The 25,334-nt window shown below is 65.1% G+C and carries 21 protein-coding genes; 15 read left to right on the forward strand and 6 right to left on the reverse strand.

Annotation, left to right across the window (positions count from 1 at the left end):
- Positions 1-2: 2 nt before the first annotated feature.
- Positions 3-662: a response regulator gene (locus PI87_RS23685; RefSeq protein ID WP_039600180.1), complete on the forward strand. Its 660-nt coding sequence runs from the start codon at positions 3-5 to the stop codon at positions 660-662.
- A gap of 144 nt (positions 663-806) precedes the next feature.
- Positions 807-1,352, forward strand: a complete 546-nt coding sequence (locus PI87_RS23690; RefSeq protein WP_039600181.1) for a Spy/CpxP family protein refolding chaperone — start codon at positions 807-809, stop codon at positions 1,350-1,352.
- A 29-nt stretch (positions 1,353-1,381) separates the two neighbouring features.
- On the opposite strand, the gene PI87_RS23695 is transcribed toward PI87_RS23690, so the two are convergent.
- The 4 genes from PI87_RS23695 to PI87_RS23710 form a co-directional block, all read right to left on the reverse strand.
- Positions 1,382-1,822 carry a universal stress protein gene (locus tag PI87_RS23695; RefSeq protein ID WP_039600182.1) on the reverse strand — a complete coding sequence of 147 codons (441 nt, stop codon included), beginning with the start codon at positions 1,820-1,822 and terminating at the stop codon, positions 1,382-1,384.
- 141 nt (positions 1,823-1,963) lie between these two features.
- The gene (locus PI87_RS23700) at positions 1,964-2,833 is read right to left on the reverse strand and encodes a helix-turn-helix transcriptional regulator (protein WP_442965513.1); all 870 of its coding nucleotides are present in this window, start codon (positions 2,831-2,833) and stop codon (positions 1,964-1,966) included.
- Positions 2,834-2,921: 88 nt separating this feature from the next.
- Positions 2,922-3,353 carry a hypothetical protein gene (locus tag PI87_RS23705; protein WP_039600184.1) on the reverse strand — a complete coding sequence of 144 codons (432 nt, stop codon included), beginning with the start codon at positions 3,351-3,353 and terminating at the stop codon, positions 2,922-2,924.
- Complete coding sequence (locus PI87_RS23710) at positions 3,350-3,757, reverse strand: hypothetical protein (RefSeq protein ID WP_039600185.1); 408 nt, start codon at positions 3,755-3,757, stop codon at positions 3,350-3,352. Before PI87_RS23710 ends, PI87_RS23705 begins: the two co-directional genes overlap by 4 nt.
- Positions 3,758-4,466: 709 nt before the next feature.
- On the opposite strand from PI87_RS23710, the gene PI87_RS23715 reads away from it, so the two are divergent.
- The 4 genes from PI87_RS23715 to PI87_RS23730 all read left to right on the forward strand — a co-directional run bounded on the left by PI87_RS23715 (position 4,467) and on the right by PI87_RS23730 (position 9,315).
- Positions 4,467-7,265: a sensor domain-containing protein gene (locus PI87_RS23715; protein ID WP_039600186.1), complete on the forward strand. Its 2,799-nt coding sequence runs from the start codon at positions 4,467-4,469 to the stop codon at positions 7,263-7,265.
- 120 nt (positions 7,266-7,385) lie between these two features.
- Positions 7,386-7,889 carry a DUF6622 family protein gene (locus PI87_RS23720; RefSeq protein ID WP_039600187.1) on the forward strand — a complete coding sequence of 168 codons (504 nt, stop codon included), beginning with the start codon at positions 7,386-7,388 and terminating at the stop codon, positions 7,887-7,889.
- A 107-nt stretch (positions 7,890-7,996) separates the two neighbouring features.
- Positions 7,997-8,809, forward strand: coding sequence for a TOBE domain-containing protein (locus tag PI87_RS23725; RefSeq protein WP_039600188.1), 813 nt, complete (start codon positions 7,997-7,999; stop codon positions 8,807-8,809).
- Between the two features lie 5 nt (positions 8,810-8,814).
- The gene (locus tag PI87_RS23730; RefSeq protein ID WP_039600189.1) at positions 8,815-9,315 is read left to right on the forward strand and encodes a flavodoxin family protein; all 501 of its coding nucleotides are present in this window, start codon (positions 8,815-8,817) and stop codon (positions 9,313-9,315) included.
- Here the strand turns inward: PI87_RS23730 and PI87_RS23735 are convergent.
- Together PI87_RS23735 and modB are read right to left on the reverse strand one after the other, a co-directional pair.
- Positions 9,312-10,070, reverse strand: coding sequence for a sulfate/molybdate ABC transporter ATP-binding protein (locus PI87_RS23735; protein ID WP_232314071.1), 759 nt, complete (start codon positions 10,068-10,070; stop codon positions 9,312-9,314). The two genes, PI87_RS23730 and PI87_RS23735, sit on opposite strands and share 4 nt — an antisense overlap.
- Positions 10,067-10,753 (reverse strand): molybdate ABC transporter permease subunit, encoded by a 687-nt coding sequence (gene modB / locus PI87_RS23740; RefSeq protein ID WP_039600190.1) that lies wholly within the window; start codon positions 10,751-10,753, stop codon positions 10,067-10,069. Before modB ends, PI87_RS23735 begins: the two co-directional genes overlap by 4 nt.
- A gap of 1,290 nt (positions 10,754-12,043) precedes the next feature.
- Here modB and PI87_RS29210 point away from each other — a divergent pair.
- The 9 genes from PI87_RS29210 (at position 12,044) to PI87_RS23785 (ending at position 25,324) form a co-directional block, all read left to right on the forward strand.
- The gene (locus PI87_RS29210; RefSeq protein WP_157003215.1) at positions 12,044-12,196 is read left to right on the forward strand and encodes a hypothetical protein; all 153 of its coding nucleotides are present in this window, start codon (positions 12,044-12,046) and stop codon (positions 12,194-12,196) included.
- A 380-nt stretch (positions 12,197-12,576) separates the two neighbouring features.
- Complete coding sequence (gene wecB / locus PI87_RS23750; protein ID WP_039600192.1) at positions 12,577-13,770, forward strand: non-hydrolyzing UDP-N-acetylglucosamine 2-epimerase; 1,194 nt, start codon at positions 12,577-12,579, stop codon at positions 13,768-13,770.
- A 57-nt stretch (positions 13,771-13,827) separates the two neighbouring features.
- Complete coding sequence (locus tag PI87_RS23755) at positions 13,828-15,999, forward strand: cellulose biosynthesis cyclic di-GMP-binding regulatory protein BcsB (RefSeq protein ID WP_039600193.1); 2,172 nt, start codon at positions 13,828-13,830, stop codon at positions 15,997-15,999.
- Entirely contained in the window at positions 15,996-18,176 is a 2,181-nt protein-coding gene (locus PI87_RS23760; protein ID WP_052321709.1) for a glycosyl transferase family protein, read from the forward strand. Before PI87_RS23755 ends, PI87_RS23760 begins: the two co-directional genes overlap by 4 nt.
- Positions 18,173-20,704 carry an NfrA family protein gene (locus tag PI87_RS23765; RefSeq protein WP_052321710.1) on the forward strand — a complete coding sequence of 844 codons (2,532 nt, stop codon included), beginning with the start codon at positions 18,173-18,175 and terminating at the stop codon, positions 20,702-20,704. Before PI87_RS23760 ends, PI87_RS23765 begins: the two co-directional genes overlap by 4 nt.
- 16 nt (positions 20,705-20,720) lie before the next feature.
- Positions 20,721-21,449, forward strand: a complete 729-nt coding sequence (locus PI87_RS23770; protein WP_039600194.1) for an alginate O-acetyltransferase AlgF — start codon at positions 20,721-20,723, stop codon at positions 21,447-21,449.
- 29 nt (positions 21,450-21,478) lie between these two features.
- On the forward strand, positions 21,479-22,531 hold the full coding sequence (locus PI87_RS23775; RefSeq protein ID WP_157003216.1) for an alginate O-acetyltransferase AlgX-related protein: 1,053 nt from the start codon (positions 21,479-21,481) through the stop codon (positions 22,529-22,531).
- The gene (locus PI87_RS23780; protein ID WP_232314072.1) at positions 22,528-23,703 is read left to right on the forward strand and encodes an alginate O-acetyltransferase AlgX-related protein; all 1,176 of its coding nucleotides are present in this window, start codon (positions 22,528-22,530) and stop codon (positions 23,701-23,703) included. Before PI87_RS23775 ends, PI87_RS23780 begins: the two co-directional genes overlap by 4 nt.
- Positions 23,704-23,710: 7 nt before the next feature.
- Positions 23,711-25,324, forward strand: a complete 1,614-nt coding sequence (locus tag PI87_RS23785) for an MBOAT family O-acyltransferase (protein WP_039600195.1) — start codon at positions 23,711-23,713, stop codon at positions 25,322-25,324.
- The last annotated feature ends 10 nt before the right edge of the window (positions 25,325-25,334 follow it).

A 25,334-nucleotide genomic window follows, 5' to 3' on the forward strand; every position in this document is an offset into this window, starting at 1 on the left:
CCATGATTCTGATCATTGAAGACGAACCCAAACTGGCCGCACTGACGATCGACTACCTGCGCGCCGCCCACTACGAAACCGAATGGCTGGCCGAAGGTACGCACGCCGTGCAGCGCATTCGCGAAGTCATGCCCGAGCTGGTGGTGCTCGACCTGATGCTGCCCGGAAAAGACGGCCTGGAAATCTGTCGCGAAGTGCGGACCTTCAGCGAAGTCCCCATCGTCATGGTGACGGCGCGCGTGGAAGAGATCGACCGCCTGCTCGGCCTCGAACTCGGCGCGGACGACTACCTCTGCAAGCCTTTCAGCCCGCGCGAACTGGTGGCGCGCATCAAGACCATTCTGCGGCGCGCGCAGCGCAGCGGCGGCTTGCCCGAGAGCGCGCTCGTGATCGACGGCTCTGCGTACTCCGCCACGCTGCGAGGCCAGCGCCTGGATCTCACGCCGGTGGAGTTCCGCTTGCTGGCGGCATTGGCCGGCGCGCCGGGGCGCATCCTCTCACGCGCGAATCTGCTTGAGCAGATCTACGACGACCATCGCATCGTGACGGACCGCACGGTCGATACGCACGTCAAGAACCTACGCCGCAAGATGGAGCTGCTGAGCCCGGGCACCGACATGATCCACTCGGTCTACGGCGTGGGCTATCGTCTCGACGCGTAGGCGCCGAGCCTGCAGTGGAGCCGTTTCTGCCCCGGCAGAGGTTCAAGAAAACTCCTCCGTTTGCCCACCTTTGGTGCGACATCGATGGCTACAGTGAACGCATGGCTGGCGTGTCCGGCCGACGTTCTCATCAGGAGCCTCATCATGATCGCTGTCACTTCCCGCCGCCTGGTTGCCGTTGCTGCCGGGCTTCTTTTGTCTTGCGCTGCGATGGCCCAGACGGCCGCGCCCGGCGCTGCACCCATGTCGCCGATGCCGGGGCATGGTCCGGGGATGATGGGCCGTGGGCCGGGTCCGATGGGGCCGCATGGCATGGGTCGCCACCACGGTGGTGAGTTCTTCCTGCGTGGCCTGAAGTTGACTGAAGAGCAGCGCGACAAGATCTTCGCGATCAAGTACGCGCAGATGCCGCAGGAGCGCGAACAGCACAAGGCCGTCGCACATGCACGTCGTGACCTGCGTCAGATGGTGATGTCTGGCCAGTACGATGAAGCGCGCGTCCGCACGCTGAGCGAGGCGCTAGGCCGCGCCGTCACCCGCGAAGCCCAGCTGCGTGCGCAAGCCGGCGCCAAGATCATGCAGGTGCTGACGCCTGAGCAGCGCAAGCAGATCACCGATCGCGAAGCCCGGCGCGTGGCCGAACTCGAGCAGGGCGAGGACGGGCCCGCGCAGGAACTGGCGGCAATGTAATCGGACTTGCCAGTGTGGGTCTGCCGCCGCTAACGGTAGACCACCACTGGAACACTCGCGTAGGTCAGCACCTTGCGCGTTTCATTGCCGATCAGCAATCGGCCCATCAAGCTGCGGTGCCCGTGCGATGCCATGAAGATGACGTCGCACGCGTGCCGTTTCGCTGCATCCAGGATGCCAAGGTAGGGCTCGGCAAACTGCGAGACATCGCTGTCGAACTGGATGCCTTCTTCCTGGGCGCGCTCGGCAATGCGATCGATGCAATCCTTGGCGTAGCCGTTCACCTGCTCCATGTAGTACGCGTGCGGACACTCGCCCACCCCGGCGGAATACGCCATGTTGGGGAATTCTTCAATGCACGTGTAAGCGGTGAGGCGGCAGCCGGTGGCGCGCGCAAGCTTCAATGCGCCGTCGACTGCCTTGCGGCATTGCTCGGAGCCGTCGGTCGGCAAGAGGATATGGGTAAACATGGTGCTCTCCATGGGGAACCCACTTCCAAATTACTGCAACGCAAAGAGCACCTCCATCGTGGAAAACGCTAGGCCCAGCACAGCTTTTCAGCCGATGCTGAAATACGGTCGTTCGTTTTTTTGATGCAGGAGGTGGCGCGCTTAGTTGCCTTGCCAAGCCTGCCGGTAGCGTGAGGGCGAGGCCCCGAGTTGAGCGGCAAAGCGTCGGCTGAAATGGCTCGGGCTGGCAAAGCCGCAGCGCTCGGCAATCGTTGCCAGCGGCAGGATGGTCGAGCGCAGCAGGTCTTGCGCGCGGGCGATGCGTCGCTGCAGTACCCACTCGTGCGGCGCCACCCCAAACGATGCGCGAAACATCCGCGCGAAATGGAATTCCGACAGGTTGGCTTCGGCCGCCAGCTCCCCGATTGACAGCAGCAAGTGCAGCTCGGCTTCAATGCGTGAGGCAATGCGGCGGCACACGTGCGGTGCCAGCCCGCCGCGCACCGCCAGCGCGCGTGTGCGGCCCTGCGTCTGCACGAGATACGACAGCGTGTCATTGGCCAGCGCGTTGGCGCGCATGCGGTCGTCCAGGTCGGTCCAGTCGAGCAGGGCGATGCGCGCGCACGATTGCGCGAGGTGTGCGTCTTCAATGAAGGTGCGGTCGTGCAGCGTAAAGAGGCGTGGCTCGGCGTCGAGCAAACGCACCGCGTGTCCGGCCAACGCATCGGGTGCGAAGTACAGATGGACGAAGCGCATTGGCTGGTCGATCACCCAGGCCGATTCGTGCTCGGCCGGCAGCATGCACACACGGCCCGGTGCGCCGAACAGGTTCGGCAAGTCCTGCCGGTGCGTGGTGTAACCGCCTTGCAGATACACCGACAGCGTGTGGTGGCCCGGCTGCACGTAGCGGGCTTCGTCATGCTCGTTGCACCAGATGGCGGCGGTTACGCCGTCGCCCAGATTGGCCACGCGCTCCAGCGACGCGCGCGACCCACGTGCAAGCGTGCCGAAGACGCTGGCGTCTGCGGTCACACGTGGATCAGGTGAAGAAGGGTCGAGGGTGGGGCGCACGCGCCGATGTTACCAACGATCGTGCCGCCGGGGATGGCGGGCGTAGCCCCTAGCCCGAGCAGAGTTCGTGCGCCACCGCCCCGGCCAGGCCCACACCATCCACGCGCTGCCAGTTGGCATCGTTGGCGAACTGCTTCTCGCTGACGGTCATGGCGCCCTGGTACAGCTTGGCGCGCGAGACCGAGAACTGCCGGCTGCGGCAGTCGACGGTGTAGAGGAAGTCGGCCATGTCACCGCGGAACGCACCGAACATGCGCTGCAATGAACGCATGCCCGCACGGTTGGACGCCTCCACGCGCACCCATACACTGATCGGGCCGCTGGGCATGCGCTGGATGCTGCCGGCATCGAGCGAGGCGTAGCTGTCCGGTTGATCGGGCAGCGTGATCCAGCGCTCGGCAGCGATCGCGTTGGAGGCGGTCATGGCCAGTCCGGCCAGCATGCCAGCAAGCACACCGCGTGCGATTGCGGAGCGTGTCATCGTGGCTTGGCGTTGCCCGGCACCGGAATGGCGACGGCGTCGGAATGGCTGCAGGCCATGGTCACGCCGGATTTTTCAAAATCGACCATCACGGCACCGGGCTTGTCGGCGCGGCTGGGCGTGCCGGCCAGGCTGCCCGACAGGCGCTGCATGATGGCTTGGCAGGTGGGGGCTTTGCCTTCCTTGCCACTCTTGGCAGCCGCTGCGGAAACCGGTGCGGGCGGTTCGGTAGCTGCCGGTGCGCTGGCTGCTGCTGTGAGCGGTGTGCTCGGCTGCGTTGAAGCATGCGCGCGCGGCAACGCTACCAGCGCGGCAAGTGCGGCTACGGCAATCAGCAATCGTGTGGAGCGTCGCAAGCCATGCGACGAGGACGACGATCGAGACGTGGGGGAAAGGGACGGCATGACGGTCAAAGCACGGGGGTCAGAATGCGCCTGTAAAGCAACGCGGGCAGGCGGGATCTCTGGAGTGTAACGGCACTTCGTGTCGAAACTTGACGCGGCAAACTGCCCCATCGTTCTCCTGAACGTGATTCACCCTGCGCAAAATGATTCATGCAATCGACATAATCGGCGGATGTTGAACCCGATACGGAACATTCACGCGCGTGTTCCGACCAACCTATATGCCGGGGCGATTTATATGCACGATCGGCATCATCGTGCGATGCATGGCGGATCGCCAGCGCGCGCAGGCGGGACAAGCAGCAAAGGGGTTCGTGCAGTGCCAAAAAGAAGCGGTACGAAAAATGGGGCGGATTATAAAAAGGGATGGAATACCCTGCCTTTTTCGCACTTTGTTTTTTTGGGTGGGACACTATTATTCAAAGCATGGAAGCGATGCCGGGGCAGCTATGTGCCCGTCGCTTCGTGGGTCGGTTCTCCTCTCTGGAACAGATCGACACGGTCCAGAGATTTCAACCCGCGCCTCGTCAACTGAGCGCGGGTTTTTCTTTGGGCGTCGTACCGAGGTGCGGGCCGTTGCCTTGCTGGCGCCGAGGTTATCGCGCAGAGCGCTCTTCAGTTTTCCGCCGGCGTGCCGTTGTGGATAGGGTCGAAACGCGTGTAGGCTGCATCTCCTGTCGCAGTCGCTGACCAAGCAACCGTATCCCCGATGACCCGTTCCCATCCGGCCGATGCCGGAGCCCTTCCTGTTGACGCTGAGCCGGCCCTGGAAGCCATGCCACGTCCGGCGACGGCGCCTGTGCCTGCGGCGCAGACCGTGACCGAGCCCCAGGCTGCTGTAGCCGGGGAGCAGGCCATGGGTACGGATTTCGATGCGCTGGCGCGCCTGTCGTCCGATGCGGTGCTGCTGACGATGGAAGGGCGCGTCGTGCGTGCCAACCCCGCCGCCGCGCGCTTGATGAATGCGCAAGCGCCGGAGCAGCTTGAGGGCGCTCAGCTTGCCGGCCTGATCCATCCGGATGATGTTGGTCAGGCCGTGCCGCGTCTGGCGCGCATGGTGAGCGGCGGCCTGCCTGCACAACCCGTCGAGCATCGCCTGGTGCGTGCCGACTACACCCATGTGCTGGTTGCCAGCGAAGCTGCAGCCTGCGAGCACGAAGGCCAGCCGGCCGTGATGCTGGTGCTGCGTGAAGCGGGGTCGCGCCACGCGCTGGAGCGTCATGCCGTACAGGCCCGTGCCGAAGCCTTGCAAGCGCGTCGTCTGCTTGCTTCGGAGAACGCCGTGCTCGCGCAACTCGCTTCCAATGCGACGCTGTCGACGGTGCTACGCCACTTGTGCCTGTACGTCGAGCAGGTCTACCCGAATGCCATGGCGGCAGTGCTGCTGCTGGATACCGACAACCCGGACGAGAGCCAGAGCCTGCGCGTTGCAGCCGCGCCCACGTTGCCAGCGGCCTACGCGGCTACGCTGGAGAATTCGCCCGTCGGCCCCGATGCCGGTGCATGCGGTTGCGCGGTCTACCTGGGCAATGCGGCCCTTATTGGCGATATCGCAACCGACCCGCGCTGGCAGCACGAACGTACTGCAGCACTGGCTGCGGGTTTTGCGGCGGCCTGGGCTTTGCCGATCCGCTCGTCGCGTGGCGACAAGCTGGGCGCGCTTACGCTGTTCTACCGACAGCCTGGCCTGCCCAGCGAAGAAGAACTGAATTTCCTCGATGACGTGACCCACCTGGCCGGCGTCGCCATCCAGAAAGACACCATCGAGCGCGGCCTGGCCGAGAGCGAAGAGCGTTATCGCCTAGCTATCACGCACCTGAACGAAGGGGTGCTGATCCAGAACCCGGACGGTGTGGTGCTGGCCGCCAACGCCAGCGCCGAGCGCATCCTGCGCGTGCGTGCCGGGCAGTTGGTTGGCCGCAACCGGCTGGACCCGCTGCAACGCGTGATTGACGAGGACGGCAACGAGGTCGCGCACGATGTCCTGCCTTCGCAGCTCGTGAAGCGTAGCGGCGAGCCGATCCTGGGGCGGGTCTATGGGCTCCTGCTCAAGACCGGCGAACTGATCTGGATTCGCGAGAACATCATCCCGATCCGCCGTCATGGCGAGCCGATGCCCAGCAGCATCATGCTGTCGTTCGCCGATATCACCGACATCAAGCGCGCCGAGCAGCGCCTGCGCCATCTTGCTGCGCACGATGCGCTCACGGGTCTGACCAACCGCAGTTTCTTCATCGCGCATCTGGAAAGCGCCATCGAGCGCGCGCGTGACGAGAGCCGCGAGCTTGCGCTGTTCTTCCTGGATCTGGACCGTTTCAAGAGCGTGAACGATACCGCCGGCCATGCCTGCGGCGACACGCTGTTGCAGAGCGCTGCCGCGCGCCTGACCGATTGCATTGGCCCCGGCGACGTGATTGCCCGCCTGGGTGGCGACGAGTTCGTCATCCTGATCGAGCAACGCGTTGAAGGTAAGCGTATCGCGCTGCTGGCGGAACGTTTGCTGCAGACCATGCGCGAGCCGTTCGACACCGTCAACGGGCGCTATTACCTGGGCGTGTCGGTGGGGGTGGCGCTGTATCCGCACGATGGGATTTCGGGCTCCGACCTGTTGCGCTCGGCTGATGCCGCCATGTACCGCGCCAAGCAGAATGGCCGCAACCGTGCGCAGTTCTACACCGCTGAACTCAACGCCCGCCTGCAGCGCCGTTACCTGCTGGAGAACGCGCTGCGCGATGCGCTCGAGAACAACGAGCTGCAGCTCGTCTATCAGCCCAAGTACGACCTGGCCAGCCACCGCATCGTCGGTGCCGAGGCGCTGCTGCGCTGGAACAGCGCCAAGCTGGGTGCCATCTCGCCGGTCGAGTTCATTCCGGTGGCCGAAGAGACCGGCCTGATCGTGCCGATCGGCGAATGGGTGTTGCGCCGCGCATGCGAACAGGCCGTGACGTGGTACGAAGCGCTGGGCTATGACTTTCGCATGGCAGTCAACCTGTCGGCGCGCCAGTTCCAGGCCGGTGATGTGGTGCCCATGATCGAGCAGACGCTGGCCGAGACCGGTCTGCCGCCCACCGCGCTGGAAGTGGAAATTACCGAAAGCCTGCTGATGGGCGGCGCAGATGAAGTCCGCCCGATGTTCGATGCGCTCACCGCGCAGGGCATCCGCATTTCCATCGATGATTTTGGTACGGGGTATTCGTCGCTGTCGTATCTGCAGCGTTTCCCGATCAGCAACGTCAAGATCGACCGCTCGTTCATCACGGGCATTCCGGGTGACCCGGATTCCGTTGCGTTGACCGAGGCCATCGTGGCCATGGCACGCGCTCTGGGCATGACCGTCACCGCCGAAGGCGTGGAAGATGCCGATCAGGTGGAGTTCCTCGCCAAGGCGGGCTGCCAGGAGATCCAGGGCTACTACATCGGCAAGCCCGTCACCGCGGACGGTTTCGATCGGCTGCTGCGGGCGCACCTCTCGGTGGTGGACGCCGGCGTGCGCGCCGCATTGGGCTGACTGCGTGGGCTGAACGCCTAGGCTGACCGTTCGCACCAGCCTTTCTGCCATTCGTCGCAAACCGCTCCTATGTGCGGGAGGCGGCGCCTAAGCTGGGGTCATTCCAACAGGGAGACCGCCATGCCTGAATCGATCACCTCCATCGTGTCGCATACGCCCGCCTGGGTGTTCGTGGTGTTTGCCATGCTGATCGCGCTTGGCTTGCGCCAGACGCAGCCGCGCGTGGTATCGCGCCGCCGCCTGATCGTGCTGCCGGTGGTGGTGGCTATGTACTCGTTCTACGGTGTCGTGATGGCGAGCCACGGCAGCGCACTCGCACTGGTGGCGTGGCTGACGGCCATCGCGGCAGCTTTCCTGCTGACGCGTTTGGTGCCGCCCAGCGGCGCCGTCTCCGAATCGGCTGCCACAGTGCGCGTGCCCGGCAGTTGGGTGCCGATGGTGGTGATCCTGAGCCTGTTCACCGCACGCTACGCCTACAACGTGATGCTGGCGATCCATCCGGACGTTCTGCAATCGGCCAGTTTCATGACGCTGTTCAGCGCGCTGTTCGGGTTCCTGGGCGGGCTGCTGCTCTCGCGCTCGGTGCTGCTGCATGTGCGCACGCCGCGCTTGATGGCGGCTTGAGTTCACCCCCGCCGGTCGATGCGCCGATCTGCCCTCCGATCGGCGCGATGTGACCCGAATCGGCGTTAACATCCGCATGTTGCAATCTCCATCCAATACGAGACGACATGCTGGAACTCGACGGCACCATCTGGCTGCGCGCCGGTGAAGACAACTGGGGCGGACACGGCCGCATCGAACTGCTGTCCGCCATTGGGCAGACAGGCTCCATCACGGCGGGTGCCAAGGCCGTGGGCCTTTCCTACAAGGCCGCGTGGGACGCCATCGACACCATGAACAACCTGGCCGGCGAGCCGCTGGTGGTGCGCACCACGGGCGGCAAGGGCGGCGGTGGCAGCGTGCTCACGCCGCGCGCGCAGCGGTTGATCGACAGCTTTCGCATGCTGGAAGCGGAGCACCGGCGCTTTGTGGAGCGTCTGGATGCGGCCGCCCAGGCCGCCCGCGAAGACGCCACCTTGCTGCGCCGCCTGATGCTGCGCACGAGCGCGCGCAACACGCTGTTCGGCACAGTGGAGTCCGTGGCCTCCGGCGCCGTCAACGATGCCGTCACGCTGCGCTTGCCAGGTGGCCAGGCCGTGGTGGCCACCATTACGCAGGAAAGCACGCAAACGCTGGGGCTGGCGCCCGGTGTGCAGGCCGTCGCGCTCATCAAGGCGCCGGCGGTGATGCTGCTGCGCGGATCCGGTGAGTGGCGGGTCTCAGCGGAAAACCAGTTGCCATGCGTGGTGACGGAGATTCGTGACGGCGCGGTGCAGGCCGAGGTGCGCCTGCGTCTGCTGGATACGAATGCCGGGTCGGCGGGGGAAACGGTCCTGGTGGCCATGCTTTCGCGCACGGCTGTCGACACGCTGGCCCTGGCCGAGGGTGTGGAAGCCGTGGCCGTGTTCGAGGCATCGAGCGTGATCCTGGGGTTGGCCTGAGCTTCATGGCTGCATCCAAGACGCTGCTGATCGTCTATCACTCGATGACGGGCGGCACCCGGCAGATGGCCGAGGCCGCGCAGGCCGGCGCAGCAGAAGAGGGCAGCGTTGTCGTGCGCCTGCTCCACGCAGCGCAAGCCGGCCCCGATGACGTGCTCGCGGCAGACGGCTATCTGTTCGCCACGCCGGAAAACCTCGCCGCCATCAGCGGACAGCTCAAGGATTTTTTCGATCGCTGCTATTACCCGGCGCTGGACCGCATCAACGGCCGCCCATACGCATGTCTCATCTGCGCGGGCAGCGATGGCCAGAACGCGGTGCGACAGATCGAACGCATTGCTACAGGCTGGCGGCTCAAGCCCGTGGCCGAGCCGATCATCGTATGTACCCATGCGCAGACGCCGGAAGCCATCCTGGCAACCAAGCAGATCGGCACGCAGGATCTTGAGCGCTGCCGCTCGCTTGGCGAGGCGATGGCGACAGGGTTGGCGCTGGGCGTGTTCTAGGCCGAGCGGTTCGCCACCGCTGTCAGGTGCGGATGCGGTGACAGGGGAGCCGTATCGGGTGCACGCACCGCGTCTGCCACGACACGGCCATCACGCAGCTCGAACACGTGGTCGCCGAAGATCTCAACGTCCGCCGGGTCGTGCGTGATCATCAGCATCGGCACATCCAGCCGCCGCTGCAGCGCTGACAACTCCGAGCGCATGCGCGTGCGCAATGCCGGGTCCAGCGCGGCAAAGGGCTCATCGAGCAGCAGCATGGAGGGCTCGGCGATCAGCGCACGGGCCAGTGCCACGCGCTGCCGCTGTCCGCCGGAAATCTGCGTCGGATAGTTGGCGGCCACCGCTTCCAGTTCGAAGGTCTCGATCCACTGCCGCACCCGCGCGTCGTGCTGGCGGCGCGGCGGGTTGAACCACCCGCGCTTGAGCCCGAAGGCGATGTTCTGCGCCACCGTCAGGTAGTTGAAGAGGGCGTAGTCCTGGAAGAGGTAACCGACGCGGCGCTCTTGCGTGCTGAGGCTGACGCCATCTGTATGGTTGAACAGTGTGCGGCCGTTCAATACGATGCGGCCCCGGTCTGGCGTCATCAAACCGGCGATGGCGCGCATGGTGAGGCTCTTGCCGGCGCCCGATGGGCCGTAGAGCACCACGCGCCGGCTGTCGGAGCGCACGGCAATGTCCAGCGAGAACACGCGCGCCGCGCTGGTCAGCGTTTTCTGTACGACGAGATCCACCATCGCAGCTTGGTTTGCGCTCATGCCGGCTGCTCCTGCAGGCTGGGCGCACGGCCTTGCAGCAGGCGGCTGGCCACCACCAGCACCACAATGCAGGTGAGCGAGGTGATCAGCACGAGCGTGTTGGCGGTAGCGTCATCCCCGGCCTGTACGGCTTCGTAGATGGCGACCGACAGCGTCTGGGTGCGGCCGGGCAGGTTGCCGGCAATCATCAGCGTGGCGCCAAATTCACCCAGTGCGCGTGCAAACGCCAGCAAGACCCCGGCGGCGATGCCACGTGCAGCCAGCGGCAGGGTCACGCGAAAGAACACGGCCGCCTCGGGTAGGCCGAGCACGCGTGCTGCATTTTCCAGTTGGTGATCCACGCCTTCAAAGGCGGCGCGTGCCGACTTCATGACCAGCGGGAAAGCCACCACTGTGGAGGCAATGACCGCGCCTTGCCAAGTGAAGACAAGCTGGATGCCCATGCTGTCCAGCCACCCGCCGATCGTGCCGCGTCTGCCCAGCAGCACCAGCAGGTAGTACCCCAGCACCGTTGGCGGCAATACCAGCGGCAGGGTCAGTACAGAGTCGATCAGGTCACGCAGGCGGCTGCGCGTGCGCGCCAGCGCGTAGGCGGCGGCCACGCCCAGTACGAGGTTGAGGACGGTCGCCCAGCCGGCCACTTTCAATGAGAGCAGCAGGGGCGTCCAGACAGAATCGGTCATGCGGATGCGTGGTGTGCCAGAGGCATTTGGCTGGCGGATGGGTGCCAATATGCGCGTTTCTAGCGAAATATAGGGTTGGTTATAACGACGGGTCAATCCATTGCGCTTGATTCCGCACATGGGGCACGGGAAATACTCCTGGCCAGGGATGAGGTGGCGGGCGGAGCGATGCCAAATCTGCTGGCTGCCATCGGCTGTGTGGCTCTGGCTGCACTTCGGTAAGTTGTCGTGCGGCTGGTTGTCCGGACTCGCGGTGAGGCAGGGTGCGTGCGCGGTGTTGTCCGAGCATCGCGCCTCAGTTGCGGGCTGCCAATGCGAAATGCCGCTCAATCAAAAGAAGATGTCTTTCAATCAAAGCTATTTGAATCGATAGCCCCCCGAATGGGTGGTATTGGCGGGCTGATATCGTATTGGCATTCCTGTAAAATTCAATCTGTTTCAGCACCATTGAAATGAAGAGAGGCAGGGCGTGTAGCCTCATCGGTGGCACGGCTGCGGCGGCAGCACAGGCCCGATTGTGGGGTGTTGGCAATTGCTTCGCGTCTTAGCATTTTTAAAAAATTTCCGCAGACTGCATAGGGCCGGAAAAGAGGCGTTATCCAGATCCGTTGTTTTGTTTGGAATAATGCGTGGCGGTGGAGCGGGCGCTATGCCGAAAAAACGGGTGCCTGCATGCTGCTTATGCCTTGTATTGTTCATTTGCCCGAATGTTGGGGCATATACGGCGCCGGTCCTGAGCTGACCCCCTTGTCTATCCTGAGTGAGGCATGCACCGAAGCGCACAAGATGGCGCTGCTCGTCAGCGTTACGGGCCGCGCAAGCAGGCGCTGCAGCAGGCTGCTGTGCTTGCCGGTATCGTGCCGCCGCGGGTGTTTGCCTGGGTATTAAGTATCAGATTGCGGCTAAATGACGCGGATATCGGTTTCAGGGGCGAGCAGGTGGTAATGGCTGCGGTTTTGTTTCAGTGGTCATTGCAGTCGAGTAGATTTTCTGGGCACTCCCTCATATACCGGTGATTTCGTCATCAAACCAGTATCAACGGCTTGTGAAGAAACGCTAACCCAATAATTAACAATTGTTGGAAAGCCAGCGTTCCCTACGGTTGGTGGGCACGTATCAGGAAATCTTGCGCTAGTATGCGCATCGCTGTACCCGCCGAAGCGGGCTGTTGCACAGACAGCTGGGGGGTATGGTGACAATAAAAATAAGTAATCCAATCAATAAGAAGGTTTAAGCCTTGAGTTGGTGGTCGGACGATGTTGGTCTGTATCTATTGGTGACGGGGAAGTTATGAAACAACGCATTATGGTGACGCGCGAGCATGCCCTGCGAGGGATCGCGACGCTCACTTCCATCACGCAGAGCGGGACGCTGTCCCGTTTGCCGACACACCACCTGTGCCGCCATGGCACGCGGGTCAACGTCCTGTTCGGCCCGACCTGATTCTCAGACGCCGTTTTCCAGGCCCGGGGGCGCTGTCTTCCGGCATTGACTTGGCCGCGCGTCCTTGCGTGCCCGGCATGGCGTGTTTGCCCGGGCGCTGCACGGCGAGTTGTGCGTGGCCGAGTCAACCGATCGATTAGTGGTCGGGCCAAGCATTTCGGATGGGTGATCGGCGCAACGCGCGCTTGCGGGCGATGCCTGCACGTCTGCACTCCACCTTTCTGCTGAAGTCCTCGTGAGCCGGGCGGCCACAGCTGGCGTTGCACGCAAACGCTAGCGCCCTGTAATGTCGCGCCCGGCTTGGATCGTGAACCGTGTGGCTGCTTCGCTTCGTGGTCGTTGTCGGCCGCAGCGGTGCATTTGTAAGAGAACGAATCCTGATGCCAACCAAGATCCTTTCCATTTTCGGCACGCGCCCTGAGGCCATCAAGATGGCACCGGTCGTCAAGCAGCTCGAGTCGACGGCCGGCGTGGAATCCATCGTCTGCGTGACCGGCCAACACCGCACCATGTTGTCGCAAGTGCTTGATCTGTTTGGCGTCCGGCCGCATCACGACCTCGCGCTGATGACGGGTAACCAGACGCTTAACGGGCTGGCGTCGCGGCTGATTGTCTCGATCGACGAAGTGCTCGCCAGTGAACAGCCGGACCGCGTGCTGGTACACGGCGATACCACTACGGCCTGCGCCGCTGCGCTGGCCGCCTTCCACCGGCAGATCCCGGTTGGACACGTGGAGGCCGGTTTGCGCACCGGAAACCTCGCGCAGCCGTGGCCTGAAGAGATGAACCGCCGGGTGATCGACGTGATGAGCGACCTGATGTTCGCGCCAACCGACAGCTCGCGGACCAATCTGCTGGCTGAGTCGTTGGCGGGCCGCATCATCGTGACGGGCAACACCGTGATCGACGCGCTCTATCTGAGCGCCGCGCGCATCGACGCGGACGCTGCGCTGCGTGTGCAGCTCGATCAGACGCTGGCGTTTCTTGATCCGCAGCAGCCGGTGGTGCTGGTGACGGGCCACCGCCGGGAGAACTTCGGTGCGGGCTTTGCCGAAATCATCGCCGCGCTAGGCGATCTTGCGCGCAGCAACGTCGCGCAGATCGTCTATCCCGTGCACCTCAACCCCAACGTTAGCGGGCCGGTCCGGCAGGCGCTCAGCGGCGAGCCCAACGTGCATCTGATCGAGCCGCTGGACTACCTGACCTTCGTGCGCCTGATGCAGCGATCGGCCGTCATTCTTACTGACTCGGGCGGCATCCAGGAAGAGGCTCCGGCGCTGGGCAAACCGGTGCTGGTGATGCGCGACGTGACCGAACGCCCCGAAGCGATCGCGGCCGGCACGGTGCGCCTGGTCGGCACCCAGCGCGAAACGATTGTGCGGGAAACGCGCACGGTGCTGGAGTACCTGGCAATCGGCGAGACCTTCTCTGGCCGCTCCAACCCCTACGGCGATGGCCATGCATCGGCACGCATCGTGGCGGCACTGACGGGGCAGCCGTTCCATGAATTCAATCCTGACGGGCCCGGACGCATCTCTGTTGGTGCAACTGCCCGCGAGCCTTTGCTGCGATAAGGCGCCATCCATCATTGCGAGACTATCGACGTGAATTCTGAACGTTCTTTTCGCTGCATGACACGCGCTTGGGCGGCGACATTTGCGGTTGCCTTGCTGGTTGCGGGCGGTGCTCAGGCTGCGCCCGATGACCTTGGCGCGGCACTGGCCCAGCTTTCGCAAGGGCGCGTCGTGGCGCGCAGCCTGTCGCTGGCAGACGTGGGCGTGCGCGAGCCGCTGGTGCTGCAGGCGCCGGATGCCATCCGCGAGCTGTACCTGCCGGTGCCGGCCAACCTGCCGATCTCTGACGCAACGCTCCAGCTGGATGGTGACTACATGCGTGCAGATGGCGGCCGCACCACCATGCTGGTGTCGCTGGACGGCGCGCCGGTGCTGGCGCGCGGCTTTACCCAGTTTCAGGGCGACGCGGCGGCCAGCCTGGGTGTGGATGGCGGCCCGCGGCCTACCGGTTTTGTCCGTCTGGGGCTGCAGTGGTCGTCCATCATCAACGACACCATCTGTACCGACCAGACCGCCATCGGCAACGTGCTGCGTATCGCTCCCACGTCGCGGCTGACATATCGCTTTGACCCGGCTGCGGTGAAGGATCTGCGCACCGCGTGGAGTGCATTGCCGACGGCACCGACGGTTGCGCTGAGCGCAAACAAGGTGGGCGCACCCGCCTATGACGTGAGCTGGCGGACGATCGCGCTGCTCCAGGCAGAGAACAAGCGCCCGGCCGTGCGTGCATGGCCCGTGGCGGGCGATACGGTTGACCTGACCGGGGTGAGCGTGCCCAAGGCGCTGCAGGCCGTGCCGGCATTTGCTGCGCTGGCTGCCGGTGGCCAGCACAAGCTGGCCAGCCCGGCAGAGGCTGGGGCGTTTGTGTTGCTCGCGTCGCGCTCGGCATTCGCACCGGACATCGTGGTGGTGGATGACGCATTGCGCGAGGGCCTGAAGACATCGCTGGATGCACTGCGCGCGCAGGTTGCTGCGGTATCCGCGCCGGCTGTTGCAGCGTTTGACCAGTGGCGTGTGCAGACCTGGGCGCCAATCACCGAGCCGCTGACGGCAGGCGAAGTGCGGCTCGCCCATCTGCCGGGGCAGGTTGTGATCGTGACGGGCGATGTTGGCGGGGTAGCGGCACTGGCCGCAGCGTGGCGTCCGATCGACACGTCCAACCGCATCGTGGTGCACCAGTTGGAAGGCGCGCCGCACGCATACGGTGACAAGGTCGCGCTGTCGCTGCTGGGCGGCGAGCCCCGGACGATGGAGGTGCTGGGGCGTGCGACGTGGGATGCCAGCTTTGACCTGAGCACCGTCTCGGGACAGGGCAAGCTGCCGGGCGAAGTGGTGCTCGACATTGCGGCCGCGCCGTCGGCCAGTGTGGGCGGCCAGGTCGCGTCGGTCTATTTCAACGGCATGCTGATCGGCTCGGAATTGCTCAAGCAGGACGGCCGCGTGCAGCGCATCACGGCGCGCATCCCGCGCTACGCGCTGGGCGCATCCAACCTGCTGCGTGTGCTGTTTCAGCGCCCGCCCGAAGACGGCTGCCGTGCCCGTCTGCAAGGCTATCCGGTGGCCGTGCTGCCGAGTAGCCACGTGACGCTGGAAACCGCCAGCCTGGACCCGGATTTCACCGGCATGGTTGCGCGTTTCGCCTCGCAGGCCAATGTGATGGTGCCGACCGCCTATCTGGGCGATGCAGCGGCAACGCTGCCGCGTGTCGCGCGCCTGGCCAACGCCGCCGGCATCGCGCCCACGCGCAGCCAGCTCACCGCGGTGGCTGACAACGAGGCGGCGGCGCCCAAAGACACCTTCCTGGCAATCGATGTGCCCCTGCGTGACGAGACCGGCCGCGCTGCCCTGTCGAAGGATCGCCTGACGCTGACGACGACTTCCGACAAGTTGCTGGCCGATGTGTCGGGCCTGACCAACCTCGGCATCGTGCAAGTGGCAAAGGCGGGTAGTGCGACGGGCGTGGTCTATCGCACCGTCGGGCCGGTGGCGCCGGTGCTGCCTGCCACGCTGCGCCTGTCGCGCGGCGACGTGGCGGTGGTGGCCAGTGACGGCATCGCCCGCGTGTTCGACACGCTGCACCCCGGTGAAGTCCTGCCCAGCGATGAAGATCGTCCGCGCCTGGCCAAGAGCTTCTGGTCGTGGGCCGGGCCGGGCATCGTGGTGCTGGTGTTCCTGATCCTGCTGGCAGTGGCGGGCATCGCACGCCGGCGTCGCCAGTCGAAGTCGTGACGTTCGACGCGATCCAATGGTATGCGGGCCACCTGCTGGCCCAGTACTACCACGGGCTGGAGTTGCTGGCCATCGTGGTGGCGGTGCTCATCCTGATTTCGAGCCTCGACGATTTGTTCATCGACGTATGGTTCTGGGTGCGCGAGGTCTACCGCTTCTTCACGGTCAAGCGCGTGTACACGCCGCTGACGGCCGAGCAGCTCAAGGCCCGTGCTGAGCAGCCAATCGCCATCATGGTGCCGGCATGGCTGGAGTACGACGTGATCGCGGCCATGATCGAGAACATGGTGCGTGTGATGGACTACCGCAGCTACATGGTATTCGTCGGCACGTACCAGAACGATGCGCAAACGATCAATGAAGTGGAGCGCATGCGCCGCCGCTACAAGCAGTTGCGCCGCGTGGAAGTGCCGCACGACGGCCCGACCTGCAAGGCCGACTGCCTGAACTGGGTCATCCAGGCGATCTTCAAGCACGAGCGCGACCACAACATCGAGTTTGCCGGTGTGGTGCTGCACGACAGCGAGGACGTCCTCCATCCGCTGGAGCTGCGCTTCTACAACTACCTCCTGCCGCGCAAGGACATGATCCAGTTGCCCGTGGCATCGCTCGAGCGCAACTGGTTCGAGCTGGTGGCCGGCACCTATATGGATGAATTTGCCGAGTGGCATGGCAAGGACCTCGTGGTGCGCGAAAGCCTGGCCGGCACGGTGCCGTCCGCCGGCGTTGGGACCTGCTTCTCGCGGCGCGCGCTGCTCGCGCTGGCCGCCGAAACCGACAACCAGCCCTTCAATACCGAAAGCCTGACCGAGGACTACGACGTGGGTGCGCGGCTGGGCAAGATGGGCATGCAGTCTATCTTTGCGCGCTTTCCGGTGCAGTTCAGCATGCGGCGCAAATCGTGGTTCGGGCTGGGGCCGGAGCGCGATTTCACGCTCACCATGCCGTTGTGCGTGCGCGAGTTCTTCCCAGATACCTTCCGCACGGCGTACCGGCAGCGGGCACGCTGGGCGCTGGGCATCGGGCTGCAAGGCTGGAAGCAGACCGGCTGGACGGGTGGCCCCGCCAACCGCTACCTGCTTGCGCGGGATCGCAAGGGCATTGTCACCGCGTTCGTTGGCATTCTGGCCTACGTGCTGATCGTGCAGTTTCTGCTGTTTGCGGTGGCCGATCAGTTTGGGTGGATGCCCGAGCTGATCGCCTCGCCGCTGTCCAAGTACGAATGGCTGGGCACGCTGCTGTGGTTCAACGCCATTGCGCTGACGCTGCGTGTGGTGCAGCGCGTGTACTTCGTTACGCAGCTCTACGGATGGGAGCACGGCGTGCTGTCGGTGCCGCGCATGATCGTCGGCAACTTCATCAACTTCATGGCGGTATCGCGGGCGTGGAAGATGTTCCTCACCCACCTCATTACCGGCAAGCGGTTGGCATGGGACAAGACCATGCACGATTTTCCGTCGGAAGACGGCTTCAGCGGCGAGCGTCCGCGGTTGGGCGAACTGCTGGTGACGTGGCAGGCGATCGGGCAGGAGAACCTGGATCAGGCACTGCAAGACGCCCATGCCCGCCAGGCGCCCCTGGGCCGCGTACTGATGGCCAAAGGCTGGCTGGACGACGAAACGCTGGCCGAGGCCATTGCCTTCCAGGCCGATCTTGAGCGTGGCGCACTTGATCTGGAGCGGTTGCGTGCGCATGCGGACGTGCTGCCGCTCGAGACCGTGATCCGCCACCGTGTGCTGCCGCAGGGTGAGGATGCCTCGGGGCGTGTCGTGCTGCTGGTGGCCAGCCCGTTGCCCGATGTGGAGCTCGCACAGGTGGCCGCCCAATTGCAGCGCGATGTCGTGCAACAGATCGTGCGTGAAGGCGAGATCGCCATGGGCCTGCGCCAACTGCGCGGCATGAAGGTGGCGGAAGCCGGTGCAGCACCGGCGCCGCAGGCCGCGCATGTGGATGGCGCCGCCGCAGCGCGTGGTGTGCCGCTGCTGGGGGATCTGCTGATCGAGCGCGGCCATGTTCTGCGCGAAACATTTGACACCACACTGCGCGACTACAGTCCGCACCGCGACGGCCGCATCGGTGACTACATGGTCAGCCGCGGCGTGATCTCGCACGACGCATTGGAAGACGTGATCAAGGAGCAGCACCGCCTGGGCGGGGTGCTGGCAGCAGCGGCATGAGGCAACTGAATGTGAAACCCGCGCGCGCATTCCAGCAACGCATTCCGGCGCGCATGGCGATGGCTGCGTTGGCGGGCGCGCTGTGCGCACCAACGCTGCTGCACGCGCAATCGCATGGCGCCCAGCCATTGCCGCTGGCCGGTGCCGCCTATCGTGTTGCCCAGCAGGCCTACGATGCCTGCAAGCGCCGTGCGTATAGCAGTTGCGTGGCACTGGCGCGTGAGGCGATTCGGCAGCGTCCTGACGTCATGTCACTCCACCTGTTGCTGGCCGATGCGCTGGCAGCGCAACGCCAATATGGGGAGGCCGGGCGTGTGCTCAACGGCGCCGTTGCGCGTTTCGGCCCTGACCGGCAGCTCGTCGAGCAGCGCAAGCGCGTTGCCGCCTTGCGGGCACCTGCCAACGCTGCAGGGCACGCGCAGGCCAAGGATGAGGAGGGCGGTGCACTGCTGACCGGCGCGGCGCTGGAAGCGGCCAAGAGCGCTTACCAAGCCTACAACGCCAAGGACTTTGCAGGCGCCGTGCGGTACGCCAACGAGGTGATTGTGCTGCGTCCGGACCTGAAGCGTTTTCGTTTGTTGCTGATCGATGCCTCCAGCGCCGCTGGCGATGACGCCGCTGCGTGGGACGCCGACATGGCCGCCGTCCGCCAGTTTGGCGACAGCGAACCACTGCGCATCCGCCGCGAATTCATTGGCGTCGGCCTGGGCATGAAGGTGGCCGAGGCGGCGCTCAATGCGCGCCAGTCGGGCCGGGCAGACGATGTGGCGCGTGCCATCGAGCTGGCGCGTCAGGCGGTCGTCTATGCACCGGCACGTTTTGACTACCGCCTGCAGCTCATCGACGGGCTGCTTGCCACGAGCGATCTCGCTGGCATGGAGCGCGCGATGGACGACGCTATCGCCTACGACGATACGGAAATCATGGCCTGGACGCTGCGCGGCTACGCACGCGCGGCACAGGGCAAGTCGGCGGCAGCCAACGCTGACCTGGCGCAAGCGGCCAAGCAGACCGATGCCACCGCGGCGGTGCGGCGTTCGATGCAGACCATCGCCGCCGATATCTGGCTGGCCCAGGGCGAGCCGCAGCGCGTGATCGACATGCTCGGCAATCTCAAGCCGATCGACGACGACACGGATTCGCTCATCACCATGCGCGTACACAGTGCGCGCCTGCAGTTGGCAACTGCGTCGGCAGCAACGGCCACACCGGCCCCGTCTGCCGAGGCGATCACGCAGCGCGTGGCGGTGGCGGCTCGCCCAGTGATCGACTGTGCCAGCAGTGAGTTCGGATCGGACTGCGATCTGTATCCGGCAGACGCCGGCTTCGCGCCGGCACAGGCGGCAGCCCGCGCCACCGAGGCAAAAGACACCAAGCTGGCGCTTGAGTATGCCCGTCAGGCTGTGCAGGCCGCGCCGCAGGACGCACAGCACCGCGTTGATCTGGTCAACGCGCTGATTGACGCCAAGCAGGAGCGGGCAGCAACACGCGAATCGAAGGCGATTGTTGACGACGGGCTGCTCGATGCGCTGCCACCGCTTTCCGCTGCGTATATCGCGCAGCGTGCAGGCGATGATCAGACCGCTTCCGACCTGTTCGAGCGCGCTGACAAGATCACGCCGCTGTCGATCGACGAGCGTACCGATGCCGCTTACTCGGCCATGGCAGCGCGTCGCAACCAGCTTGCCATTCAGCATCTGGAAAGCGCCATCGATGCGGGTCTGGCGCCGCCGGAGGGCGATGACCCACCGCCCACGCCGCAGGCCATGCTCGACATGCGCGAGGCCCATGCAGACGCCACGCGCAACTGGGGCTTCGACGCGACGCTCAGCTACCGTGGCGGCGGCATGCCATCAGGCCCGCTGCTGGCCACCACGCCGGGCGATGCCAACGCGTGGCAGTTGGGTGTGGAAGGGTACTGGCGCCCATTTGGCCCGCTGGGTGACCGGATGTTCGAGGTCTATGCGCGCGCCTTCGAGAGCTTTGGCGTCAAGGGCGGTGAAGCCAGCGGCGCCCAGACACTGCAGGCTGCGGTGGGCGTGCGGGTTAAACCGTTTGCCGATGTGAATGCGATCTTCGCCATCGAACGCGTCATCCCGATCGGTTCCGCCGCCAACGGCGATTGGCTTGCGCGCGCCGCGTATTCCGACGGCTTCGGCACTGAGCGCCGCATCGACGTTCCGTCGTGGTGGACGGGGCGCTTCTATGCAGAAGCCGGGCGCTACCTGCAGGCCGGCACCAACTACGCCACCACCAACGCCGAGTTAGGCCGCACCTATCGCATTGACCGCGTCAGCTCGCGCTGGACGGTGTTCCCGTACGTCGTCATCGGCGCGGACTACGACAGCAGCGTCAACGGCAGCGTGCCGATCGGCGCGGGGGTGGGGGTGTCGACGCGTTACGTCTTCCGCGAGAGCAAGTACGACGCACCGCAGTCGTATGTCGACCTGTCCTTGCAATACCGCTTCAAGCTGGCCGGCGATGACCGGGCCCGCGGAGTGTTCTTCAACGCCATCTATTCCTATTGATCCTATGCCACGTTGCATGACATTGACTGACCTGATGCGCGCGCTGGGCGCCGTGCTCGTGCTGGGCGTGCCCGCCGCCGCGCACGCTGCCGCGCAGGATGTTGCCGGCCTGTACGGTCCGCAGCCGCCTGCCAATGCCACGTATGTGCGCGTGGTCAACCTGGCCGCGCAACCTGCCCGCGTGACGCTGCCCGGCAGCGAGGCTGCACAAACGGTGGCGGCCGGCGCATCGACGCGACTGAGCGTCGTGACGCCGGGCACACCGCTGCGCGTGACGGTTGACGGACGGGAGCCCGCACAGGCCGCTGCTGCCGCTGCCGCCGATGCAGCAGGCGCGGCATCGGCCAGCGATGCCACGGCCGGCCAGGCCATCACCGTGGTGCTTACGCGTGAAGCCCAGGGCTGGCGCGCCACGCGCGTGGCCAATCCGCAGGAGCGCTTGGATGCCATGCGCGCCACGCTGCGCGTCTACAACTTTGCAGGCGCCTGCGCAGGAAAGATCGCCGTGGCCGATGGTGGCCCGACCGTGTTTGCGCAGGTGCCTGCAGGCACGCAGCAGGCGCGCGCCATCAACCCGATTTCTGCGCGCCTGACGGGCAGCTGCGGCACCGCTACCACAGCGCCGCTGCAACTGCCGGCGCTGGCCGCTGGTGACAGCTACAGCCTGTTCCTGGCCGGCGATGCCGCCAAGCCCGTGCTCACCGGCGTGCGCGACGACCTTGCCTGGCCGCCCGCCAAGAAGTGAACCTCACCACCGAATCTGAAGGCCTCATCATGACCGCATTGCTTCGTTCGCCGTTCGGCCCCAACAGTCAGTCCGTCGATGCCCGTCGCCGCCGCGTGCTGTTCTCGCTGGGGGCTGCGCCCTTGGCCGGTGCACTGGCCGGGTTGCCCACTCTCAGCCTTGCTGTGCTGGGCACGCAAGCGCCTGCCACCAAGGTGCAGACCATCATCGAAGGGCGCGACCGCTGGCTGTTCCCCGGTTGGGAAAGCCTGACCGATGACGACACCGGTGCCTGCCTGCAGGTGCTCGACCTCATCCGCAAGGCGGCCGACAAGCTCAGCGCGAGCGACATCCGCACGGTGATCGTCATCGCACCGCTCAAGGCGCGCGCCTACGCCGACAAGCTGCCCGACGGCACGACGCTGTCGTCCGCAGTGAAAGGCCGCTACGCAGCACTGGCAACACATGCCGGCAAGATCGGGCTCGACCTGGTGGATGCGGAAGCCGCCATTGCCACCGTCAACCCGACCGACGACACAACGTTCATCCGCGCCGACTACCACTGGTCGGGCCGCGCCGCCGAGGCCAACGCCGCTGCCACTGCCAAGCTGCTGCAGGCACGTGGCTTGTTCACCGAGCGCACCGGTGGCGGCACGCGGCTCGGCAAATGGACCGAAGAAATCAGCTACGGCGATCTGGCCGACCTGCTGCCGCCCGAAAAGAAAAAGGCTGTCGGCAAGGACCATTTCTTCGTGCGTCAGGCCGGCAACAGCAAGGACCTGCTCGATAGCGCGCCCCCGGTTGTGCAGGTGGTCGGCAACAGCATGGTGCAGCCGTACCTTGGTTTTCCGCAGAAGCTCTCGAATGCGATCGACACCCCCGTTGGCCTGACCTGGACCTTCGGCAACGTTGGCCCGTGGAAGACGCTGCTGAACTATCTGGAGTCGCCTGCGTTCAAGTCCGGCAAGATCAAGGCGCTGGTTTGGCAGTTCAATGAGGGCCAGATGATGAACGGCCCGAATGCAGCCACGCAGTGGGATGCCGCCTCGATCATGGCGGAAGACGCATGGCTTGCTCGCCTGGACAAGGCGCTGGCGCGATGAGCGACGGGCTCGCACGCTCGCCTGCAACCGCGCTGCCAGGGGAAGCGCCGGCAGAGGCTGCGCCACCGGACCGGTCCGCGTTCTGGCATCGGGCTGTGGCGTGGCTGGTGGCGTTGCTTCTGGCTGTCGGTTTGGGCATGGCCGTGGTAGCACTCGCGCGACAGGCCGATAGCGGCGAGCCGTTCAATTGGAGCGGATGGCGTGATGGTACGTTGGGCCATCAGGTTGAAGGTGCCATCGATGTGCCGTATGCCCGCATGCTGCACCGCTGGCAGGCAGCGGTGCGCTATCGCGTGCTGGGCGATCTCGGGCCACAGGTGCGCGAGGGTTGCCCGGGCTGGCTCTTTTACGCCGATGGATTGCGCCCGCCCCCGGCTGCGGCCGGGCGGGTGCGGCAGGTGGGTGTGCCCGGTGCCGATGCGTTGCTCGATGCGCGCATCGCGACACTGCACCGCTATGCCGACGCGCTGCGCAAAGACGGCATTCGCCTGGTGGTCGTGACGGTGCCTGACAAGGCACGCGTTGAGGCGCAGGCCTTATGCGGCCTGCACCAGGACGCCCGCATGACGCAGCGCCTGACTGGATGGCAACAAGCGCTGGACGCTGCCGGTGTCGCACGCATTGAATTGCTGCCCGCGTTGCAACAGGCAAGCCCCGCGTACTTCCGCACCGATGTGCACTGGAATGCAAGCGGCGCGCAGGCTGCTGCCAACGTGATCGGCGCAGCTGTGCTGCCGTTGCTGGGGGGGCGAGGCGAGGCAGGCTTCGAGCACCAACAGGGGCCGGTGGAGCCACGCGTCGGCGATCTGCTTACGCTGAGCGGTCTGGGCGACGTGCCCGACGCATGGCGCCCGGCGCCCGATCAGGTGACGCCGCAAACTATCGGCGTGGTGCATTCGGGTGGCCTGCTGGATGACGCACCGCCGGTGGAAGTCATGCTGGCAGGCAGCTCGTTCTCGCGGCGCAGTGAGTTTGCCGGGCGTCTGGGCGAACAGCTTGGCCGCGAGGTCTGGAACGTGAGCCTGGACGATGGCCAGTTCGACCGGGCCATGCAGGCCATGTGGGACAAACGCGCCACCTGGCCCAAGAGCGTGCGCGTGCTGGTGTGGGAAATGTCGGAAGACGCGCTGCACCTGCCGGTGAAGAACACTGCTATCGGCGCAAGCCATTGAGGCCGAGATGCTATTCAACTCGTTCATTTTCCTGACGCTGTTCCTGCCGGTTTCGATTGCCGGCTATTACCTGCTGGGTGCGCGCTCGCCGCGTGCGGCGTCGGTCTGGCTGTGCGTTGCGTCGTTCCTGTTCTACGGGTGGTGGAACCCGTCGTTCGTGCTGTTGCTCACGTTGTCGATCGCGTTCAACTTTGCGATGAGCTGGCTGATCCTCAGCAACCCGGCGGGGTCGCGTGCGCACCGCGCGTGGCTGGCCTTCGCCATCGTTGTCGATCTGGCGGTGCTGGTGCGCTACAAATACCTGGCCGCACTGCTTGGCCTGGTGGTGAACGCGGCCGACATCATGCCGGCCGGCTGGGTTGCCGTGGCGATGGAGGACGTGGCGCTGCCGCTGGGCGTGTCGTTCTTCACTTTCACGCAGATCGGCTATCTGCTCGACTGCAACGCGGGCATCGTCAAGGAGCGTGATCCGCTGGGCTTCATCCAGTTCGTCACGTTCTTCCCGCACCTGATTGCGGGCCCCATCCTGCACCACAAGGAAATGATGACGCAGTTCGCGCGCCCCGAGACGTACCGGCTGCGCGCGGAGAACCTGTCCATCGGCCTGACCATGTTCACCTGCGGGCTGGCCAAGAAACTGCTGCTGGCCGACGCGATTGCGCCGTACGCCGATCATGGCTTTGCTGCACCGCACGAGCTGCAGATGCTGGCAGCCTGGGGCACCTGTCTGGCGTATGCCATGCAGCTCTACTTCGACTTCTCGGGGTACTCCGACATGGCGATGGGGCTGGCGAAGATGTTCGGGGTGCGCTTCCCGCTCAACTTCAATTCGCCATTCAAGGCCGGCAGCATCATCGAGTTCTGGCAGCGCTGGCATATGACGCTCACGCGCTACCTGACCAGCTACCTCTACTACCCGATGGCGATGCGCATCAACCGCGCACGCATGAGCAGCGGCAAGTCGACGGGGCGGCTGGCGCAGCGCTCGGTGGACGGCTTTGCGGCAACCGTGGCCGTCCCGACCTTCTACACCATGGGTCTGGCCGGTGTCTGGCATGGGGCAGGGCTGCAGTACCTCATCTACGGCCTGCTGCATGCGGCCTTCCTGAGCGTCAACCACGGTTGGCGTGCGTGGCAGGCAGCACGCGCGCCAGCCGGTGCGCCGGCACAGCCTGCACCGCCCACGCCGCTGCGCCATGCAGGCAATGTGCTGCTGACGTTCGTTGCTGCGCTGGTCGCGTTCGTCTTCTTTCGCGCGCACGGTGTGCATGACGCGCTGCAGATGCTGGGCGGCATGGTTGGCCTGCGCGGCATCGAGCCACTGGGTTGGCCCGCCTGGGGCGAAGCCGGCATGACCGGCCTGGAGTGGCTGCGCATCGTGCTGGGCCGCTCAATGCTGGCGCTGCAGATCGTGGTGATGCTGGCCATCGTCTGGTGCCTGCCCAACGTGCATCAATGGATGGGCCAATTTTCACCGGCGCTGGAGCGTCCTGCCAACGCTGCGGCTTCACGTTTTGCGTGGCGGCCTTCGCTGCGCTGGAGCGTTGTCATCGTCGGCCTGCTGCTGTTTTGCATGGCGCAGTTGCACGGCGAAGTGCGCTTTCTCTATTTCCAATTCTGACCGCGCTTAA

It is taken from the genome of Ralstonia sp. A12, assembly GCF_000801955.1.
In the GTDB taxonomy this organism is placed as follows: Bacteria; Pseudomonadota; Gammaproteobacteria; order Burkholderiales; family Burkholderiaceae; genus Ralstonia.

Coding starts and splice junctions, on each gene's coding strand:
- PI87_RS23685 (WP_039600180.1), top strand. CDS start 3: ATGATTCTGATCATTGAAGACGAACCCAAACTGGCCGCACTGACGATC.
- PI87_RS23690 (WP_039600181.1), top strand. CDS start 807: ATGATCGCTGTCACTTCCCGCCGCCTGGTTGCCGTTGCTGCCGGGCTT.
- PI87_RS23695 (WP_039600182.1), bottom strand. CDS start 1,822: ATGTTTACCCATATCCTCTTGCCGACCGACGGCTCCGAGCAATGCCGC.
- PI87_RS23705 (WP_039600184.1), bottom strand. CDS start 3,353: ATGACACGCTCCGCAATCGCACGCGGTGTGCTTGCTGGCATGCTGGCC.
- PI87_RS23710 (WP_039600185.1), bottom strand. CDS start 3,757: ATGCCGTCCCTTTCCCCCACGTCTCGATCGTCGTCCTCGTCGCATGGC.
- PI87_RS23715 (WP_039600186.1), top strand. CDS start 4,467: ATGACCCGTTCCCATCCGGCCGATGCCGGAGCCCTTCCTGTTGACGCT.
- PI87_RS23720 (WP_039600187.1), top strand. CDS start 7,386: ATGCCTGAATCGATCACCTCCATCGTGTCGCATACGCCCGCCTGGGTG.
- PI87_RS23725 (WP_039600188.1), top strand. CDS start 7,997: ATGCTGGAACTCGACGGCACCATCTGGCTGCGCGCCGGTGAAGACAAC.
- PI87_RS23730 (WP_039600189.1), top strand. CDS start 8,815: ATGGCTGCATCCAAGACGCTGCTGATCGTCTATCACTCGATGACGGGC.
- PI87_RS23735 (WP_232314071.1), bottom strand. CDS start 10,070: ATGAGCGCAAACCAAGCTGCGATGGTGGATCTCGTCGTACAGAAAACG.
- modB (WP_039600190.1), bottom strand. CDS start 10,753: ATGACCGATTCTGTCTGGACGCCCCTGCTGCTCTCATTGAAAGTGGCC.
- PI87_RS29210 (WP_157003215.1), top strand. CDS start 12,044: ATGAAACAACGCATTATGGTGACGCGCGAGCATGCCCTGCGAGGGATC.
- wecB (WP_039600192.1), top strand. CDS start 12,577: ATGCCAACCAAGATCCTTTCCATTTTCGGCACGCGCCCTGAGGCCATC.
- PI87_RS23755 (WP_039600193.1), top strand. CDS start 13,828: ATGACACGCGCTTGGGCGGCGACATTTGCGGTTGCCTTGCTGGTTGCG.
- PI87_RS23765 (WP_052321710.1), top strand. CDS start 18,173: ATGAGGCAACTGAATGTGAAACCCGCGCGCGCATTCCAGCAACGCATT.
- PI87_RS23770 (WP_039600194.1), top strand. CDS start 20,721: ATGACATTGACTGACCTGATGCGCGCGCTGGGCGCCGTGCTCGTGCTG.
- PI87_RS23775 (WP_157003216.1), top strand. CDS start 21,479: ATGACCGCATTGCTTCGTTCGCCGTTCGGCCCCAACAGTCAGTCCGTC.
- PI87_RS23780 (WP_232314072.1), top strand. CDS start 22,528: ATGAGCGACGGGCTCGCACGCTCGCCTGCAACCGCGCTGCCAGGGGAA.
- PI87_RS23785 (WP_039600195.1), top strand. CDS start 23,711: ATGCTATTCAACTCGTTCATTTTCCTGACGCTGTTCCTGCCGGTTTCG.